Origin of the sequence: Bacillus cereus group sp. MYBKT14-1, from assembly GCF_051915185.1 — a bacterium.
GTDB classification, from domain to species: domain Bacteria; phylum Bacillota; class Bacilli; order Bacillales; family Bacillaceae_G; genus Bacillus_A; species Bacillus_A cereus.
In genome coordinates this window covers 38200-56373 of the sequence record NZ_JBQAEF010000001.1, presented here as the reverse complement: position 1 = coordinate 56373, position 18174 = coordinate 38200, and the positions used below count along the sequence as shown (strand labels likewise).

Here is an 18174-nt window from a genome sequence, read left to right as displayed (position 1 = left end):
TCCTTTTCAGTCACAATCAAACGCTACCCAATTTCTCCAATGCGTATTAGCATTTTCATTCACAATAACACTTGGATCTTTCTTCTCTATTGCAGAGGCTACTGATTGGAAGAATTCATTTTCACTTACTTTTTCGTCTTCAACATGTTTCCATTCTTCCGTTTCATACGCTAGTTCCCAATTACCTTCTAAACCGAACTCTTCTAAAATCTCTTCTTTACTCCACCATAATAATGTTCTAACTTCTTCATTAGTAGCAAGCATACGCATAAAGTATGTTGGATAATGCTCTGTCGTTTGTACTTCTATTCCATTATTTATATAATCCTCTTCTGTAAATTCATATTCAAAATGATGCTCACGAATTTTTAAACTGCCGTTATAAATATTCGGCATAAATTCACCTTCATCATCAAACAACTCATAATTGCCATCATTTAATTGTAAAATGCAATCATCACCCATTGAATGAGTAATTCTATCTCCATATACTTGAATATCATTACATACACCTAATGAACCTACACCAACAAGTTGAAACACCATTAACCAATCCTTAGTATCTTTAAAGAAAAGAGAGAATTTCACTTGCGAAATATCCATATATTCATTATCAAATGCAGGAAATTCATAGTTACTTTGCTTTTTATCTAATAGTTTTAAAATATCTTTTTGCATAATAAGACCTTTCTAAGTATAGAGAGCATTTCTTAATAAAAACTCGTGCGGTTTCTTAACTTTTTCTTAATGTCACAGGGCTTTGCATCAGCACTTCGATAAATAAAGCCATATTAATAATAAAAGGAGGCTGCCGCCTCCTTTATTTACTCATCACTGTATTTCTTTTTTGTCTGTAAAAATAAAACACACTCACAATCAATGCAATACTCCCGCCAAAATACAAACCATACTCTATCGCAGCTGCTACAATCCTTTCAATATGTTGTCCAAATAAAGAACCGAGCACAAAATAAACGAGTGTCCAAACAAATCCTGTCGTATAGGAATACAAAGCATATATCCGAAATGACATGTTATTCATCCCAACTAAATACGGTACGATATGTCTTACAACTGGTATGAAATAGCTTGTAACTAACGCGTACTGTCCGTATTTATCAACCATTTCTTGTGATTTCATCAAATACTTCGCTTTTTTCTTTTTCATTAATTTATGGAGTACCTTCGTTCCAAAAAACTTCCCTAATATATATCCTAAAGAAAGCCCTGATACAACACCTAAATATGTTAATACGAATGAAGGAACAACACTTAATATACCTACTGAAGATACGAAACCACCACTCATAACAATCATTTCATCTGGAATTGGCATACCGATAATCCCTAACCATAAACAGAAAAATAAAGCCCAATAACCGTATTGTTCAATATAAGATAATAATTCATGTAATTCCATTATGCATATGCTCTCCTTAGTTCTTTTTTGCAACTAAAGACGTAGGCTGGCGGGAAATTGAGCCATACTTTTTCTAGTGTAATTTCAGGGAAGAAATGCTGTATAAACCCTTTTTTCACAAGTGAATATTGAAATGTAATGAACTCACCATTCTCATGTATCGCTTCCATCGCATTATTTAAAATGCGCTTTGAAACTTCTTCTGGTAAAGAAGTGAAAGGCAACCCTGATAAAACGTAATCAATGCATTCTATATTGAGCTCCTCCATATACTTCTTTATATTTTCAGCTGAACCGTGTACAACAATGACATTCTGCTCATCTTTAAACTTTCTTTTTAATTCTTTGAAAAATACTTCATTAATTTCAATAAGAAGAAATATCGTTTCCTTCTTTTTTCTCTTCATAATCTCTTTCGTAAAAACCCCTGTGCCAGGCCCTAACTCTACAATACATTTCGCTTTATTAAAATCAATTACATCGACCATTTTCTTTGCTAATATTTTTGAACTTGGCGCAATTGCACCAGTATGTTTTGGATGCTTTATAAATTCATGTAAAAATGTAATGAGCTGCATGTAAACCTCTCCTCATTCGTTCGATAGTTTTTAACTTGTGTCTAAGTATAACTATCGTTTCTTAATAAAAATTGAGGAAGTTTCTTAAGATTTTATGAAGAATAAAAAAAACAGCTATCGCGTGTAGCGATAGCTGCCCCTTATTACTTCACACTCACGATCTTATAATAAGAACGAACCGTTAAGAAGTAATATCCAATATAGATGACACCGTATACTCCAATACTAATGAGAAGCGGAATCATAATCTCAAATGGTAATATATTTGATAAACCTTTTAGTGCAAATAAACTGTGTAAAATACCGATTACTAACGGAATAGCGAAGATAAAGCTTACTTGTTTTGCGATAGCTTTCTTCATTTCTTGCTTCGTTACACCAACTTTATGAAGGACAATGTAACGATCACGGTCAGCACTTGCTTCTGTTAATTGTTTAAAGTAAATGATTGAGCCTGTTGCTAATAGGAATACTAATCCTAAGAATAACCCAATAAACATCATTAAGCCTGTCGTTTCAAGCCCCATTTGGAATCCTGTATAGAAATCGTTAAATGGTTTTAAAACTTCTGATTCTCCAGCTGGCATAATACTTGCTAATTTTGCTGTTAACTCTTTACTATTTCGCTCACCTTTTACATCAATATTTTTTACAGTACGCGTTTCGTTTACTTGTTTCACTTGCTCATATGTTTTATCAGGAACGATTACAAATAGTTCATTTAAATTTGTAAGGCTTCTATTATTTACACCTTTAATTTTTAATTCTTTTGACTCATTTCCAACAGGGAATACAGCTGTATTTCCTGTATAAAGAGGACCAAAATCAAGTTTCTCAATATATAAGCTATCATATACGAAAGCTTCATTCGCACTCAAATTTACAGGTTCTACATCTAAATGTTTCACATGTTTATTAAAGATTGATTGAGAAATAAGCTGGTACTGATTCGTAACATTATAGTGTGTGTTCAGAACTTGATCAGCTCTTTCACCTTTAAATGTTCCTTTCACAGGAATCATTTCAACTTCTGATTCATATGTGACTGGGTGATTATTCTTCTCTCCAGCAAGTATTTCATTTACTTTTTTATCTAATGCTGCATCTTTTTTCTCATAGGAATAACTATACGGCGCAGCAACTTTTGATTGCGTAAATGTGTTGTAATACATCGTAACTGACGTACCAACCGCTGTTAATGTAACTGCACTTAAAATAGCGATTGTCGCCAATGATTTCGCATTTCCTTTAATACGATATAGTAACTGCGATGTCGTTACCATATTCATACCATTATAAAATGCTGACTTATTATTTCTTGCACGTTTCAATACAAATACTGTGAAGAACATGAACAGTAAATAAGTCCCTGCTACTGTCGCTAATAAAATATATAATGCAACGACCATAAAGTCTGCATACATAACTGCTTTCATGTACATTAGCGCTAAAAAATAACCTGAACCGATTAAGAAAACTGAAATTAATGCCATGATGACAGATCCTTTTGGCATTGCTTCTCCTTCACGTTCTGCGCGGAAAAGTTCAATTAACTTAAAGCGATAAATTAAACGATATCCTTGAAGTGATGTATATAAAATAATCACAAAGAAAATAATTGCTGTATCAATAATGGCAGCCATCGGTACTTCAAAATGAACATTTAAATTTAATCCCATCATATTTACTAATAACTCAAGGAATAATTTCGAAAGGACACTACCAATCGCAATACCGATAATTAAAGACATTAATCCCATTAACATATTTTCATAAAAGAGCATTTTACCAATTTGTCTTTTACGAATACCTAATAACGAATATAAGCCAACTTCTTTTTTACGTTTACGTGTAAAGAATCCGTTCGAATATATAATGAACACTGCTACGAAAATGATAAGCATCACACTGGAAACTTGGAACGCTCCGCTAATCTTTTTAGAAGCTTCTGCTGCTTTTTCCATTTGTGAATTATATTGCAGTGCTTTAAATGTAAAATAAATAACGATACTAAAAATCATAGATGCGAAATATACAAAGTAGTCTTTAAAGTTCCGCTGTATGTTGCGGAGGGCAATGCTAGATAAGGTCATCAGCCATACCTCCAGAAATAGAAGACATTACGTCAACAATTTTTTGGAAGAACTGTTTACGCGTTGATTCACCACGGTGCAATTCTTTATATAGTTCACCATCTTTAATGAAAATAACTCGTTTACAATAACTTGCTGCAAATGCATCATGCGTTACCATTAAAATTGTTGAGTTATCATATTCATTTAATGACTTCATACTTTCAAGTAAATCTGTTGCAGATTTAGAATCAAGCGCTCCAGTTGGCTCATCCCCGAAAATCATACTTGGATTCGTAACGATTGCACGTGATGCTGCGCAGCGCTGCTTCTGTCCACCAGATACTTGATATGGGAACTGACTTAAAATATGATCAATGCCAAATTTCTTTGAGATTTCAAGAACGTGGCGATCAATCTCACTCGCTTTCACCTTTGATAACGCAAGTGGTAAAGCAATATTCTCTTTCACTGTTAACGTATCTAATAAGTTATAATCTTGGAAAATGAAGCCTAAATGATCGCGGCGGAATAATGCTAACTTATCATCATTCATTTTCACAATATCTTTTCCATCAATTAAAATTTCACCGTTCGTCGCATTATCAATTGTAGAAAGAACATTTAGTAAAGTCGTCTTACCAGAACCAGAAGGTCCCATAATTCCAACGAACTCACCTTCTTTTACTTGTAAGTTAATACCTTTTAACGCTGCAAATTTATTACCACCCGTGTCATATACTTTTTCAATATTTTTTGCTTCTAATACTGTTTTCATCTCGACATCCCTCATTTCTTCTATTCTCTATTTTCAACTATATACACTCTCTACTCTTGCCACTATCGATGTTTCTTACACAAACATGACAGTTATGTAAGGCACATAAGTAAAGAAATCAAAAAGTTAACGTAATGAATTAAAGTACTTTGTTACTATAACATTGGGATATCATACCATCCATTCATTCTCCTTACAGGAACATTACAATTTTGTAAGGTAAAAAATGCACCTACAAAGTTGTGCACGAAATGTCGGATGGAGCTATTTCGTTCCTGCTATTCTATGTACAGAGGAGGTCATAATATGGATTCACTTAAAAATATGAATGCTGCAATGCGCTATATTGAAGATAACCTTACGAATGAAATTGATTTTAAAGAAGTTGCGAGGCTAGCTCTTTGTTCTGAGTATCACTTTAAAAGAATGTTTTCGTTTTTAGCAGGTATATCACTATCTGATTATATTCGCTGTAGACGTCTTACTCTCGCTGCCTTTGAACTAAAAAACAGCAATGTAAAAGTCATTGATATCGCTATAAAATATGGATACAACTCACCAGATTCATTCGCTCGTGCATTTCAAAACTTGCACGGTATAACACCTTCAGAAGCCCGAAATAGTAGCCATTCTTTGAAGGCTTATTCACCAATGACCTTCCAATTATCCATTCAAGGAGGAAATGAAATGAATTATCGAATTGAAGAAAAAGAGCCATTTCGAATTATAGGTATTACAAAACGAGTACCAATCGTTTTTAACGGTGTAAATGAAGAAATTGCTTCTATGTGGAAAAGTTTAAACCCAGAGTCTATTCAAACATTAAAGTCCCTTTCGAACATTGAACCTACTGGAATTATTAGTGCTTCTACTAATTTTTCTGAAGGAAGAATGGAGGAAAAAGGAGAACTTGATCACTATATTGGAGTAGCCACAACAAAGGATTGTCCAGAGCAATTCGCGCAACTTGAAGTCGCAGCTTCAACATGGGCTATATTTGAAGCTGTCGGTCTATTTCCTGATGCATTACAAAATGTGTGGGGGCGTATTTATTCTGAATGGTTCCCTTCTTCGAACTATGAACTAGCGGAAGGACCGGAAATATTGTGGAATGAACAGAAAGATATATCTTCTCCAAACTTTAAAAGTGAAATTTGGATACCGGTTTTGAAGAAGTGATAAAAAAAAACAAAGCTGCTCTTCCCTAAAAGGAAAAGCAGCTTTATTTACATTTTCAACTCTTCTTTATAAATACTATATGACTTTATTGTTGATACGATAATACATATTAATATGATTCCAATCCCCATAAAAATATTAAATGGATCTGGAAGCAAAGCCCCGGCATATATACAAAGTGAACCTATTACAAATACCCTCGAAGCAAATCTATGTGTTTTTCTCCAAACTACAGGATTTTCTAATGTCCAGTCCATTCGGATGCCTACTAACCCGTTCGGCTTCGTTTGTTGCATGTAATTACCTAGTACAAGAAACAATGTTCCAAGTCCAAAATTAAATGCAATTGAGCCCGATGCAATATAATTAGACGCTGCTAATAGTGCAAATATGTTACATCCAAATCCGATAAAGAGAATGGCATAATTAATCGCTGAAAGAACTTTGGATTGCTGTGTAGACTTATCTTTTATGAATCCAAAAACTAGCCATATCATATAGAGCACTACCATACTACCTATCGAGAATGAACTTGCTTCTATTTTAGAAAAATATCCATCTACTACTCCTGCTGCATTATAATGGCGTGGAATTTGTTCTGGTAAATATGGCCATACAATATACCATCCAATTGCAATGCCAATAATTAAACTCCATGGTACTACGTGTCTTTTCATCCTCTCTCCCCCATAATTTTTTATTAGGCCCCTATTTCTTTTTTATAAGCAATATATGAATATCCCATCGTTAATCCTACTGCACCAATAATAATTCCAACCATTACGAAAGATTTCCACGCCACTGGTGCAAAAACACTTAAAATCATAATGATCCCCAATGCAACAAACACCTTTCCGCTAAAACGGTGCGTTTTTCTCCACACTTCTTCGTTACTTAATGTCCACGGTGTTTTTATACCTACAAAGTAGTTTGGTTTACATTGTGGTAAATAGTTTCCGATGACTATAAATAAAATACCCACTAATAATTCCGGCACGCGATTAATGAATAAATTGTATCCTAATCCACTTGTAATAATATCTATATTCCCTACAAATAGTAGCAGTAGTATCCCGTTATTCATCATCATAAAAGCTTTAGAAAACTTCTCGTAGTTCGCTTTCTTTGGATCAATCTTTGGTAACACGTTTAGAAAAATATATAAAACAATCATAATTCCAACCATAGAAAGCATTCCATACAATTTAGAAGAATATCCATCTACTTTACCGCCGCTCCAATGCGTTGCAATTGTATCCGGTAAATGTGGCCAAGCAAACGCCCAAGCTAAACAAGTTATAACAATTAATAAGATTGCAAAAAGATGCTTTTTCATTTCCCCTCTTCCCCCTTATTCGTAAATGTAAACACCCAAGTCAATAAATCTTGAAAGACCGTTGTGTTTAAAGAGTACATAACGAATTGCCCTTTCTTTTCATCTTGAATAAGTTCAGCATTTTTAAGTGCATTTAAGTGGTGTGAAATACTTGGTTTTGTCATATTGAAATGTTCAGCAATCTCACCAGCGGTTAGATCGCCTTCTTTTAATAAGTCTAAAATTTTTCGCCTTGTTGGATCTGCTAATGCTTTGAATGCTTGATTCAATGTCTTTCTTCCTTTCGATAATTAGACATTTAGATATTTATCTAAATATTAAACCAATTACCGTTATTTGTCAATTTCATCCAGCGCCCTTTTTACTTTTCTCACTTTTAACCTATACTGTTTACTAGCTTATCTTTCAACATAATGAAAAGACTTGAAACACATGATACACTATAGCTACAATTGTTTTTTTGAGGAGGAATATACATATGTATAAAATTTTAATCGTTGAAGACGATCCAAATATTTCATCATTACTGCAATCTCACATTCAGAAGTACGGTTATGAGGCTGTGGTAGCGGAGAATTTCGATGATATTATGGAATCGTTTAACGCAGTGAAACCACATCTTGTTTTACTTGATGTAAACTTACCGAAATTCGATGGTTTCTACTGGTGCCGTCAAATTCGTCATGAATCTACTTGTCCAATTATTTTCATTTCAGCGCGTGCTGGTGAGATGGAACAAATTATGGCAATTGAAAGCGGTGCGGATGATTACATTACAAAACCATTCCACTACGACGTTGTAATGGCAAAAATTAAAGGACAATTACGCCGTATTTACGGTGATTATGCACCAAATATTTCTGAACGTATCGTTGAAGTAGAAGGTTTAAAACTATTCCCTGAACGTCCAGAAATTCATTTTGGATCTGAACAAGTTCTTTTAACGAAGAAAGAGGCAATTTTAGCAGAAATGTTATTATCTAAATTCCCTCGTACAGCGAGCCGTGAAGATTTATTAGCTGCGCTTTGGGATGACGAAAGTTTCGTTGAGGAAAATACATTAAACGTAAACATTACACGTCTTCGTAAAAAGTTTAATGAGCTTGGCATTGAGAACTCTATTGAAACAGTACGTGGACTTGGGTATCGTTTTAACGCAACTTGGAGTGAATAAGCATGAAGCTATTTTTACGTGATCATTTTGCATTTTTCCTACTGTACGTATTAAACTTCGGTATCATTTTCGTTCTTTATGATGCAGTAGATGGATTTCAAAACAATAAATTTTACTTCGTCGTTTTAAGTTTATACTTATTTATTTGTTTCCTCGCTTATCGTTACGTTCGCAATCGTAGAATGTACCATAGATTAAGTGAGCAACCAGAAAAAATGGAAGATGCGTTTATTGAAAGAGCGACTGCTCCGATGCCTCACGGTGTCAATGAACTCGTGCGTACGCAGTACCGCCTCTTCCAAAAAGAACTACAATCGTATGAAGTAAAACAACAAGAACATCAATTATTTATTAACCATTGGGTACATCAAATGAAGACACCTGTATCCGTTATGCAGCTTATGGTGCTCGAAATGGAAGATGAGCATTTGATTCCGAAATTCAAAAAAGAATTAGAACGATTAAATCAAGGACTCGATATGGCTTTATATATGGCAAGGCTAAATAACTTCCATGAAGATTTCCATGTTGAGACAATTTCATTAAAAGATACAGTAACAAAAAATATTAACGGATTAAAAGAACTATTCATTCGTAATGGTGTCTTCCCTGTTTTAGAAGTCCATTCGGATTTAAAAGTTGCTTCTGATGCGAAATGGCTAAAATTTATCATCTATCAGTTAATGACAAATGCTGTTCGTTACTCTGGGGAACGCGGAAAGAAAGTATTCTTATCTGCTTACCGAAACGGAAAAGATATTATTTTAGAAGTTCGCGATGAAGGTGTTGGTATTCCGCAAGAAGATATTCGAAGAGTATTTGAACCATTTTACACTGGGAAAAACGGTCGCGCGTTCGGAGAATCTACTGGTATGGGACTTTATATTGTAAGTAAAATTTGTGATTATTTAGGTCACTCTGTCAAACTAGATTCTGAAGTTGGTAAAGGAACGACGATTAAAATCATCTTCCACAACGCTGCAAATAATCAAGCAGAACATACGGAGAAGGTGACCGAGGCATGATCGTAACATATGCAAGCAAAATGTATGAGAACTCACTCTCATACATTTTTTGCAATACAACTACTTCTATATCTTCTAGCCGGAGGTATAATCTATGACATTTTGGCAATTTGCATTTAAAAACGTCACGCGCAACTCAAGAGCTTATTTTGCTTACTTTGTAAGTAGCTCCTTTTCCATTGCTGTGTTCTTTTCGTTTGCTGTTTACTTATTCCATCCGAAATTACAAAACTTTGACATGACCTCTGAAATTTCAGCATTAATGATATTTTCAGAAGTAGTAATTGTATTTTTCTCTTTCTTCTTTTTACTATATTCCATTGGTACTTTTTTAAAAGTTAGAAAAAAACAATTTGGTATTTTGACCATTTTAGGAATATCGAGAAAACAATTACATCGTCTTATTTTTATGGAGAATATGTTAATCGGGATTTTATCTATCTTTTTCGGCATGCAGTTTGGAGTTGTTTTTTCTCAATTTTTCTTATTAGTAACAGCCAAACTTACCCATGTTCCAGGAATATATTTATACGGGCCTACTAACGCGTTTATTTTAACAACCATTGTTTTCCTTAGTCTTTTTATCATTGTATCTACATTCACACCAATGCTTATTCGTACAAAAAAAGCAGTACACCTTTTAAAAACAAATGGTGGAAAACAAAAAGAAAGAAAACCATCCATACTTGTTTCATTATTTGGTGCGATTTGTTTATTTGGTGGTTATGCGTTAGCTGGAAATCCTAAATATTTCGTATCAGTAAGCCCGCAAATCGGTGTTATATATATGGTTTCAAGTATTTTCGTTATCCCAACGCTTGTTACAATTGGAACATATTTCTTCTTTTCACAAATTAGTTTCTTACTTATTTATATTTTAAAGAAAAGAAGGAAGTTTTATATGAAACGGATTAATATGCTTTGGATTTCGGATTTAGCGAGCCGTATTCGAACGAATATTAATATGCTGTTTATTGTAGCGATGCTATCTACAATTGCTTTCACAATGATTACGTTTCTATATGGATTCGGGAAATTTATTAAGCTAGAGGTGAATAGAACTTCTCCTTTTCCAATTTCTTATTTTTCTTATGATGCGAACCCTTTTGTTACAGAGCATTTAAATTGGCTTGAACAACAATTACAAAAAGAGCATTTCCCTTATCAACAAATAAAAGCTGATATATATGAAACACCACTAAAAGAAGATAAAGATATAGCTATTTATAATGACGTATACGCAATTAAGCAAAGTGACTATAACAAACTTGCAGATTCTTTACGAATGAAACAACTATTTATGGATGATAACGAAGCATATGTGCTAACAGGGACATCTTATATCACCATATTCAACGAATTTGAGCAAAGCTACAAAAGAGATTACATTACACTCTCTAGTACAAATACGAAATTACGAGTAAAAGGTTATGAGCATGTAAACGCAATCCCATCTGACTTTTCATATCAAACGATAGTGTTGCCTGATATTATCGTAAATAACTTACCTAACACCATAAAACATATATCAGCATACAATTACAAAATTCAAAACTGGGAACAGACATATGAAATTGCTGATAATTTTATAGAAAAAGTGCAAAAAGATCGAAATAAATCCCAGTATGAAGGACCTCTTATTCGTTCCTTTGAATCAGCAGGATCGTTATACAAAATAACATCAGGCAGTGCTGCATTTTTCCTAATTGGGACATTTTTAGGAGTTATTTTCTTCATTGGAGCTGGTAGCGTTCTTTACTTTAGAATGTATACGGATTTGACGAACGAACAAGAGAAATATATAACGATTTCTAAAATCGGTGTAACAGATACAGAGATGAAACGATCTGCAACCATTCAACTTAGTATTTTATTTTTCATTCCGTACATTATGGCATCCATTCATACAATGTTCGCAACAAAAATGCTACAAGATGTAATTGGTTTATCTCTGTTCAAAGAAGTTTCAGCCGTTCTTATTATTTTTGGATTCGTTGAAATCATATTTTTCTTATTCATTCGTTCACTTTATATGCAAAAATTATCACATTACACGAGTGGACAAAATATTTAAAACAAACTTGATGAAAAGAGTATCTCTCATACTCTCTTCATCTTCACCCTATTAGGAGGTTTAGGTGAATGACATTTTGGCAGTTTGCATTTAAAAACGTCACAAGAAACGCCAGAGCTTATTTCGCCTATTTTGTAAGCAGTGCGTTCTCCATCGCAATCTTTTTCTCATTTGCAGTTTATTTATTTCATCCTAAATTGCATATGACAGACGTAAATTATTCTCTGAACATATTAATGACAATTTCAGAAGTTGTCATTGTGTTCTTTTCATTTTTCTTTTTACTGTATTCAATCGGGACGTTTTTAAAAGTACGAAAAAAACAGTTCGGGATTTTAACAGTACTTGGCATATCTCAAAAACAATTAAAGCGACTCATATTTATAGAAAATATGTTAATTGGTGCTCTTTCTATATTTTTTGGCATTCAACTTGGAGTTGTCTTTTCACAGTTCTTTTTATTAGTTACCGCCAAAATTACACACGTACCTGGTTTATATTTATATCCGCCTACAAGTGCTATCGTTTTAACTATCATCATCTTTCTTGGGCTCTTCATTCTCGTATCATCTTTTACACCGATGCTCATTCGTACGAGAAAAGCCGTACGTCTTTTAAAAGAAGGAACACAACAAAAAGAAAGAAAAGCATCCGTGCTCATCTCTCTATTTGGTGCGACGTGTTTAATATGTGGATATGCGTTAGCCGCAAATCCGTTGTATTTTATGTCGCTAGGTGACATCATTGGGCTTTTATATGCCGTCTCTAGTATATTTGTCATCCCATCGCTTATTGCAGCTGGAACATACTTTTTCTTTTCACAAATTAGTTTTTTACTTATTCGTATTTTAAAAACGCGAAGAACGTTTTATATGAAACGAATTAATATGCTTTGGATTTCCGATCTAGCATCACGTATTCGGACAAACATTAACATGCTCTTTATTGTAGCGATGCTATCGACGCTCGCTTTTACAATGATTACATTCTTATATGGATTCGGGAAGTTTACAAAGTTTGATGCGATTAGACAAAACCCTTTCCCGTTTACGTATTTATCGCATACTGAAAATACATTAGCTGATGAACATTTAAACTGGTTAGAGCAGAAATTTAATGAAGAGCATTTTACTTATACGAAATTTAAAACGGATATATATGAAGTATCTTCAGCTGAAGATAACACGCAGCTCTATTACGCAATTAAACAAAGTGACTATAATGTACTTGCTAAGACTTTAAATTGGGAAACGCTCACGGTAAATAAGAATGAATCTTATATTCTTATGAAAGACTTAGATGATCAAGTTATTGGAACACTTCATAATAAAGAACAGAAAAATACTCTTACACTTACTCAAAACAATTTACAACTACAAGTGAAAGAATATAAAAGTTATAGCCCATTCCCAAACAGCTTAATATACAAATTACTCATACTATCTGATGAAAATGTAGAAGCCTTATCCACAGTTTCCAAACAAATGAGTGTATATAACTTCAAAGTTACGGATTGGGAAAAAGCACATAATATCGGTTCATCGTTTATAACAAAAATCGATAACGATAATGCAGCAATTCAAGCAGAGCACCCACCTTTCCATGCAAGTGAAGCGAGCGATTCTCTATATAAGAAAAAACTAAATGTTGCCTCATTCTTCTTAATTGGTACTTTCTTAGGTGTTATTTTCTTTATCGGTGCTGGTAGTGTTCTTTACTTCCGAATGTATACAGATTTAACAAATGAGCAAGAAAAATATATAACGATTACGAAAATTGGCTTAACTGAGACTGAAATGAAACGTTCAGCGACAATTCAGCTTGCGATTCTTTTCTTCGTGCCTTACATTATGGCATCAATCCATACGATGTTTGCGACAAAGATGCTACAAGAAATATTACATCTCTCGTTCTTCGCTGAAATTACAGTCGTACTTATGATTTTTGGAACAGTTGAAATTTTATTTTTCCTTTTAATTCGTTCCTTTTATATGCAAAAATTATCACAACACATTAAGTTTTAAAAAGTAGAAAGGTGATTACTATGGAAGAAGTATTACACATAAAAAACGTCTCAAAAGTATATGAGGGAAAAGTCCCTCATACTGCTTTAAAAAATATAAATTTACACGTGGATAAAGGTGAATTCGTTGCCATTATGGGACCATCTGGTAGCGGGAAATCTACATTTTTAAACGTTATCTCTACAATCGATTCTCCGACTTCTGGTGATGTCGTGATTAACGGAAAAAAACCGCACACATTTCGTAGAGAGAAGTTAGCTATTTTCCGCCGCCAAGAGTTAGGATTTGTTTTCCAAAACTTTAACCTACTAGATACACTAACAATCGGTGAAAATATCGTACTACCTTTAACATTAGATAATGTTCCATTAAAAGAAATGGATGAAAAGCTTGATAACATTTCAAAAAAGCTTGGAATTGATCATATTTTGGACAAGCGTATTTTTGAAGTTTCCGGGGGACAAGCACAGCGTACCGCAGTAGCACGTGCTGTCATTCATCATCCTTCACTTCTACTTGCCGATGAACCGACAGGAAACTTAGATTCAAAAGCGGCAATTGACGTAATGGAGCTATTTACGAAATTAAATAAAGAAGAAGATGCAACGATTTTAATGGTTACGCACGATCCGTTTGCAGCAAGTTATTGTAACCGTGTTATTTTCATTAAAGATGGAGAGCTTTACAATGAACTACACCGCGGATTGTACCGTGAGAAATTTTATCAAGAAATATTAGATGTTTTAGCATTATTAGGAGGAAGACGTGGATGACATTTTGGCAATTCGCATTTAAAAATGTCTCACGTAATTCGAAAGCATATTTCGCCTACTTTGTAAGTAGTGCGTTTTCTATCATGGTTTTCTTTTCATTTACTGTATACGCGTATCACCCGCGGTTACAAAGTGTACAAAGTTTCCAAGAACGTGATCCTCTAATGAACTTAGCTAGTACAGCACAGCTTGTGATTGTTATGTTCTCGTTCTTCTTTCTCTTATATTCAATTGGAACATTTTTAAATGTACGGAAGCACCAATTCGGGATACTCACCATTCTCGGTATCTCACAGAGACAATTAAAGAGACTGTTATTTACTGAAAATATGATAATCGGGATATTGTCTATCTTTATCGGCATTCAAGGTGGACTTGTATTTTCTAACTTTTTCTTATTAGTCACTTCGAAATTAACAAACGCGAAAGGTCTCTATTTATATTGGCCAACAGAAGCGATTATCGTTACAACCGTAACGTTTATCATCTTATTTTTAATCGTTTCTACATTTACACCAATGTTTATTCGTACTCGAAAAACAACGAAGCTTATTAAGGGCGTTAACAAAGAGAAGAGCGAAAAAAAACCATCTATACTGATTTCACTATTTGCTTTAACTTGTTTAGGACTATGCTATTATATTGCTGGTTATCCGCAAGGCTACATAACGGAAAAAAATGCACAAAATGGATCTGTATTCTTAATTATGCTATCTATTTTACCGCTTGTAGTAGTTGGGACGTATTTATTTTTTTCACAAACATTTCTTCTCTTTATCTATATTTTAAAGAAACGAAGAAAGTTTTATTTAAAACAAATAAATATGTTATGGATTTCAGATTTAGTTTCTCGTACACGCAGTAATATTAATGTACTCTTTATTGTTTCTATGCTATCTGCACTTGCATTTACAATTATTATCGGGTTATTTGCTGCAAACAATAATACGAAAGCACCCATACTAGAACGATATCCAATACCATTCACCTATACATCAGAAGGTGTTAATGTATTTGAACAAAAGCATATTACTACGATTGAAACTGAACTTACAAATGCTAATTTTCAATATGACAAATATAAGTTTACCGTTTTAAAAGATACAGCTTCAAAAGAATCAATTGCCATTATGAAAATGAGTGATTATAACGCAATAGCACAGCAATTAAACAGACCAAAAATCACTCTCGATTCTTCACAAGTTTATAATATTTCTCGCTATTCACCAGTGTTATTAAATCTCGTGTCTAACCCATTTGCGAAGCAGAACACGATTACACTTGGCTCTAATAAAAAGGAATTTCAAATTAAAGGTTTTATTAATAGAGGAATTGAGCCTCCCTTTGCATTACCTCACTTAATTGTGATGCAAGATGAAGTAATTGAAAATATGATTCCTCATATTGAAACAATTACAGTCTATAACTACTTCGTGGAAAATTGGGAAAATGCAATTGTCCCAACAAAAAATATATTAAAAAGCTTAAATCATGATGCAGAAACCTTGTATGAAGCACATAAAAATGAAGAAGATTTCATTAAACCATTTTATATTTATACAGCTACGGATGAACTCGTTCATAGTAAAGGAAATGCAGTCGCTCAATTCTTTATTTGGGCATTTCTCGGCTTTATTTTCTTTATCGGAGCAGCTAGTGTTTTATATTTCCGTATGTATAATGACTTAACAACTGAAAGACAAAAGTATATTACGATTACAAAGCTTGGCTTAACTGAATCAGAAATGTTTCGCTCTGCAACGATTCAATTAGGAATTTTATTTTTCGTTCCTTATATCGTTGCTGGTGTTCACACATTATTTGCGGTTAAGTTTTTACAAAGCATGTTTTCTTTCTCCTTATTAAAAGAGACATGTATCGTACTCACCTTTTTCGGGATTATCGAGATCATTTTCTTCTTCTTAATCCGTTCTCTTTACATTAATAAATTATCACAGCATATAAAAATATGAATAAAATAGCCTTGTGCAATATGCACAAGGCTATTTTCAATAGTTTTTAATAATTAGCAGCAATATCCGCCGTAGCCGCCAGCATAACCGCCATAACCACCATAGCCACAACCGCCGCCTCCGCCGAAGCAGCTAGCACCGATGATAATTAATAAAATAAACAATACGATTAGAAGCGCAAAACCGCCTCCGCAACCATGTCTGCGGTTACAATCATCATGTCTGTGTTCACACTTTTCGCTCATTACCCTATTCCTCCTTCAGTATCATTCATAACAAGTTCACCTTGCTCTAAATGAGGGGATTCCATTTATATTATGTTTTCAGGGCGAATAGGAAGCTTGGCTTACCTAAAAACGGGCTTGTTTTAGGAATTGGGCTTAATCAAAAAAAAGATACCTATTTAGGTATCTTTTAAAGAAACATATTCAACAAAAGAGCAAAACCAAATGCAATAAATGATAACAATGTCTCGAGTACCGTCCACGTTTTAAACGTTTCCTTCACCGTCAAACCTAAATACTCTTTTACAAGCCAGAACCCTGCATCATTTACGTGAGAAAACATTAATGAACCTGCACCGGTTGCAATAACGAGAAGCTCTAAATTCACACCAGACATGTGCTGAATAACTGGTGAAACAATCCCTGCTGCTGTCGTTAATGCTACTGTAGCTGAACCTGTTGCAATTCGAATTAAACCAGCTACCATGAAAGCTAATACGATTGGTGATAACGAAATATGTTCTGCCATTTGTGCAATAGCTGTTCCAACGCCGCTTTCAATTAATATTTGTTTAAATCCACCGCCTGCACCAATTATTAAAATAATAGAACCGACAGGCAATAAACTTTCATCTGTTAATTTTTTAATCATCTTTTTATTAATACCTTGTTTGATACCAAGTAAATAAAATGCTGCGAAACATGAAATAAGTAAGGCGATTACTGGACTTCCTATAAATACGAAAAATTCAGTCAATTTTTTCGGTAATGAAATATATGGTGCAACTACTGATAAAATCATCAATACAACTGGTAGTAAAATAATAAAGAATGAAACTTTACGACTTGGCAAATCAGTTGAGACAGTCGTAACCCGAATAAGCTCTGGTTCATTTTCAGGTATCACCCTTTTATGTACCCACTTTGCAAATATCGGTCCTGCGATAATGGCTGTTGGTAACGCGATAATTAATGAATATAAAAGTACCTTTCCTAAGTTCGCGTTATAAATACCGATTGCTGTCATCGCCCCTGGATGCGGAGGCACGAGCCCGTGAACAATAGATAATCCTGCAATGACAGGTAACGCAATTAATAATATATTTTGCTTCGTCGTTTTTCGAATGGAAATAACAAGTGGTAATAAAATGACGATCCCCACTTCAAAAAACACTGGAATCCCTATAACAAATCCTGCAAATAACATAGCCCAAGGTAGTTTCTTTACACCGAAAAATCGAATAAAGAAATCTGCCACTTGCATGCCGGCCCCTGAATCGGACATCATTTTCCCTAAAATTGTTCCGAGAGCTAAAATACCAACTAAATGCCCTAGTACACTACCAACACCAGTTTCATAGGCAGTCACTATTTTCGTTAAGTTCAGTCCAGACATGATAGCTAAAAACAAACTCGCAACTGTTAAACTAATAAATGCATGCCATTTCCACCATGATACCCCTAAAATAACAATCGCAATTGCAAGTAACGTGACAATTAATAAGTATATATCCATCTCCCATTCTCCTTACTTTATAAAAAAA

At 34.0% G+C, this 18174-nt stretch carries 17 protein-coding genes; 7 read left to right on the top strand and 10 right to left on the bottom strand.

What is annotated here, in order from left to right; genetic code table 11:
• Positions 1-6: 6 nt before the first annotated feature.
• From ACTFO4_RS00350 to ACTFO4_RS00330, 5 genes are all read right to left on the bottom strand, one after another.
• Positions 7-678 carry a DUF7003 family protein gene (locus tag ACTFO4_RS00350; RefSeq protein ID WP_440013307.1) on the bottom strand — a complete coding sequence of 224 codons (672 nt, stop codon included), beginning with the start codon at positions 676-678 and terminating at the stop codon, positions 7-9.
• A gap of 142 nt (positions 679-820) precedes the next feature.
• Complete coding sequence (locus ACTFO4_RS00345; protein ID WP_086692028.1) at positions 821-1420, bottom strand: DedA family protein; 600 nt, start codon at positions 1418-1420, stop codon at positions 821-823.
• Positions 1420-1998 carry a class I SAM-dependent methyltransferase gene (locus ACTFO4_RS00340; protein WP_001176064.1) on the bottom strand — a complete coding sequence of 193 codons (579 nt, stop codon included), beginning with the start codon at positions 1996-1998 and terminating at the stop codon, positions 1420-1422. Before ACTFO4_RS00340 ends, ACTFO4_RS00345 begins: the two co-directional genes overlap by 1 nt.
• Positions 1999-2141: 143 nt before the next feature.
• Complete coding sequence (locus ACTFO4_RS00335; RefSeq protein ID WP_440013309.1) at positions 2142-4091, bottom strand: ABC transporter permease; 1950 nt, start codon at positions 4089-4091, stop codon at positions 2142-2144.
• Positions 4078-4848 (bottom strand): ABC transporter ATP-binding protein, encoded by a 771-nt coding sequence (locus tag ACTFO4_RS00330; protein ID WP_440013311.1) that lies wholly within the window; start codon positions 4846-4848, stop codon positions 4078-4080. Before ACTFO4_RS00330 ends, ACTFO4_RS00335 begins: the two co-directional genes overlap by 14 nt.
• Before the next feature lie 306 nt (positions 4849-5154).
• Between ACTFO4_RS00330 and ACTFO4_RS00325 the strand changes: the two genes are divergently transcribed.
• Positions 5155-6027: an AraC family transcriptional regulator gene (locus ACTFO4_RS00325; protein WP_000377716.1), complete on the top strand. Its 873-nt coding sequence runs from the start codon at positions 5155-5157 to the stop codon at positions 6025-6027.
• Positions 6028-6074: 47 nt separating this feature from the next.
• Here ACTFO4_RS00325 and ACTFO4_RS00320 read toward each other — a convergent pair whose 3' ends face one another.
• The 3 genes from ACTFO4_RS00320 to ACTFO4_RS00310 are packed head-to-tail and all read right to left on the bottom strand — an operon-like array spanning position 6075 to position 7632.
• The gene (locus ACTFO4_RS00320) at positions 6075-6704 is read right to left on the bottom strand and encodes an SdpI family protein (RefSeq protein ID WP_000820683.1); all 630 of its coding nucleotides are present in this window, start codon (positions 6702-6704) and stop codon (positions 6075-6077) included.
• A 23-nt stretch (positions 6705-6727) separates the two neighbouring features.
• Entirely contained in the window at positions 6728-7363 is a 636-nt protein-coding gene (locus ACTFO4_RS00315) for an SdpI family protein (protein ID WP_000716355.1), read from the bottom strand.
• Positions 7360-7632: an autorepressor SdpR family transcription factor gene (locus ACTFO4_RS00310; RefSeq protein ID WP_001070523.1), complete on the bottom strand. Its 273-nt coding sequence runs from the start codon at positions 7630-7632 to the stop codon at positions 7360-7362. Before ACTFO4_RS00310 ends, ACTFO4_RS00315 begins: the two co-directional genes overlap by 4 nt.
• 209 nt (positions 7633-7841) lie before the next feature.
• Here ACTFO4_RS00310 and ACTFO4_RS00305 point away from each other — a divergent pair, with 209 nt between their 5' ends.
• From ACTFO4_RS00305 to ACTFO4_RS00280, 6 genes are all read left to right on the top strand, one after another.
• Positions 7842-8537 (top strand): response regulator transcription factor, encoded by a 696-nt coding sequence (locus ACTFO4_RS00305; protein ID WP_000276738.1) that lies wholly within the window; start codon positions 7842-7844, stop codon positions 8535-8537.
• Positions 8538-8539: 2 nt separating this feature from the next.
• Complete coding sequence (locus ACTFO4_RS00300) at positions 8540-9562, top strand: sensor histidine kinase (protein ID WP_000765341.1); 1023 nt, start codon at positions 8540-8542, stop codon at positions 9560-9562.
• Between the two features lie 94 nt (positions 9563-9656).
• Entirely contained in the window at positions 9657-11636 is a 1980-nt protein-coding gene (locus ACTFO4_RS00295; protein ID WP_416809564.1) for an FtsX-like permease family protein, read from the top strand.
• A 68-nt stretch (positions 11637-11704) separates the two neighbouring features.
• Positions 11705-13660 carry an FtsX-like permease family protein gene (locus ACTFO4_RS00290; protein ID WP_440013314.1) on the top strand — a complete coding sequence of 652 codons (1956 nt, stop codon included), beginning with the start codon at positions 11705-11707 and terminating at the stop codon, positions 13658-13660.
• A gap of 20 nt (positions 13661-13680) precedes the next feature.
• Positions 13681-14433, top strand: coding sequence for an ABC transporter ATP-binding protein (locus tag ACTFO4_RS00285; protein WP_000393250.1), 753 nt, complete (start codon positions 13681-13683; stop codon positions 14431-14433).
• A complete protein-coding gene (locus ACTFO4_RS00280) occupies positions 14430-16406 on the top strand; it encodes an FtsX-like permease family protein (RefSeq protein ID WP_410987705.1) in 1977 nt (658 codons plus the stop codon). Before ACTFO4_RS00285 ends, ACTFO4_RS00280 begins: the two co-directional genes overlap by 4 nt.
• Before the next feature lie 53 nt (positions 16407-16459).
• Here the strand turns inward: ACTFO4_RS00280 and ACTFO4_RS00275 are convergent, their stop codons facing one another.
• Together ACTFO4_RS00275 and gntP are read right to left on the bottom strand one after the other, a co-directional pair.
• A complete protein-coding gene (locus ACTFO4_RS00275) occupies positions 16460-16651 on the bottom strand; it encodes a YjcZ family sporulation protein (protein ID WP_001290392.1) in 192 nt (63 codons plus the stop codon).
• A 169-nt stretch (positions 16652-16820) separates the two neighbouring features.
• Complete coding sequence (gene gntP, locus ACTFO4_RS00270; protein ID WP_000356166.1) at positions 16821-18146, bottom strand: gluconate permease GntP; 1326 nt, start codon at positions 18144-18146, stop codon at positions 16821-16823.
• Between the last annotated feature and the right edge of the window lie 28 nt (positions 18147-18174).

Excerpts from the sequence above, each read along its gene's own strand:
- ACTFO4_RS00350 (WP_440013307.1), bottom strand. The coding sequence starts at position 678 with ATGCAAAAAGATATTTTAAAACTATTAGATAAAAAGCAAAGTAACTAT.
- ACTFO4_RS00345 (WP_086692028.1), bottom strand. The coding sequence starts at position 1,420 with ATGGAATTACATGAATTATTATCTTATATTGAACAATACGGTTATTGG.
- ACTFO4_RS00340 (WP_001176064.1), bottom strand. The coding sequence starts at position 1,998 with ATGCAGCTCATTACATTTTTACATGAATTTATAAAGCATCCAAAACAT.
- ACTFO4_RS00335 (WP_440013309.1), bottom strand. The coding sequence starts at position 4,091 with ATGACCTTATCTAGCATTGCCCTCCGCAACATACAGCGGAACTTTAAA.
- ACTFO4_RS00330 (WP_440013311.1), bottom strand. The coding sequence starts at position 4,848 with ATGAAAACAGTATTAGAAGCAAAAAATATTGAAAAAGTATATGACACG.
- ACTFO4_RS00325 (WP_000377716.1), top strand. The coding sequence starts at position 5,155 with ATGGATTCACTTAAAAATATGAATGCTGCAATGCGCTATATTGAAGAT.
- ACTFO4_RS00320 (WP_000820683.1), bottom strand. The coding sequence starts at position 6,704 with ATGAAAAGACACGTAGTACCATGGAGTTTAATTATTGGCATTGCAATT.
- ACTFO4_RS00315 (WP_000716355.1), bottom strand. The coding sequence starts at position 7,363 with ATGAAAAAGCATCTTTTTGCAATCTTATTAATTGTTATAACTTGTTTA.
- ACTFO4_RS00305 (WP_000276738.1), top strand. The coding sequence starts at position 7,842 with ATGTATAAAATTTTAATCGTTGAAGACGATCCAAATATTTCATCATTA.
- ACTFO4_RS00300 (WP_000765341.1), top strand. The coding sequence starts at position 8,540 with ATGAAGCTATTTTTACGTGATCATTTTGCATTTTTCCTACTGTACGTA.
- ACTFO4_RS00295 (WP_416809564.1), top strand. The coding sequence starts at position 9,657 with ATGACATTTTGGCAATTTGCATTTAAAAACGTCACGCGCAACTCAAGA.
- ACTFO4_RS00290 (WP_440013314.1), top strand. The coding sequence starts at position 11,705 with ATGACATTTTGGCAGTTTGCATTTAAAAACGTCACAAGAAACGCCAGA.
- ACTFO4_RS00285 (WP_000393250.1), top strand. The coding sequence starts at position 13,681 with ATGGAAGAAGTATTACACATAAAAAACGTCTCAAAAGTATATGAGGGA.
- ACTFO4_RS00280 (WP_410987705.1), top strand. The coding sequence starts at position 14,430 with ATGACATTTTGGCAATTCGCATTTAAAAATGTCTCACGTAATTCGAAA.
- ACTFO4_RS00275 (WP_001290392.1), bottom strand. The coding sequence starts at position 16,651 with ATGAGCGAAAAGTGTGAACACAGACATGATGATTGTAACCGCAGACAT.
- gntP (WP_000356166.1), bottom strand. The coding sequence starts at position 18,146 with ATGGATATATACTTATTAATTGTCACGTTACTTGCAATTGCGATTGTT.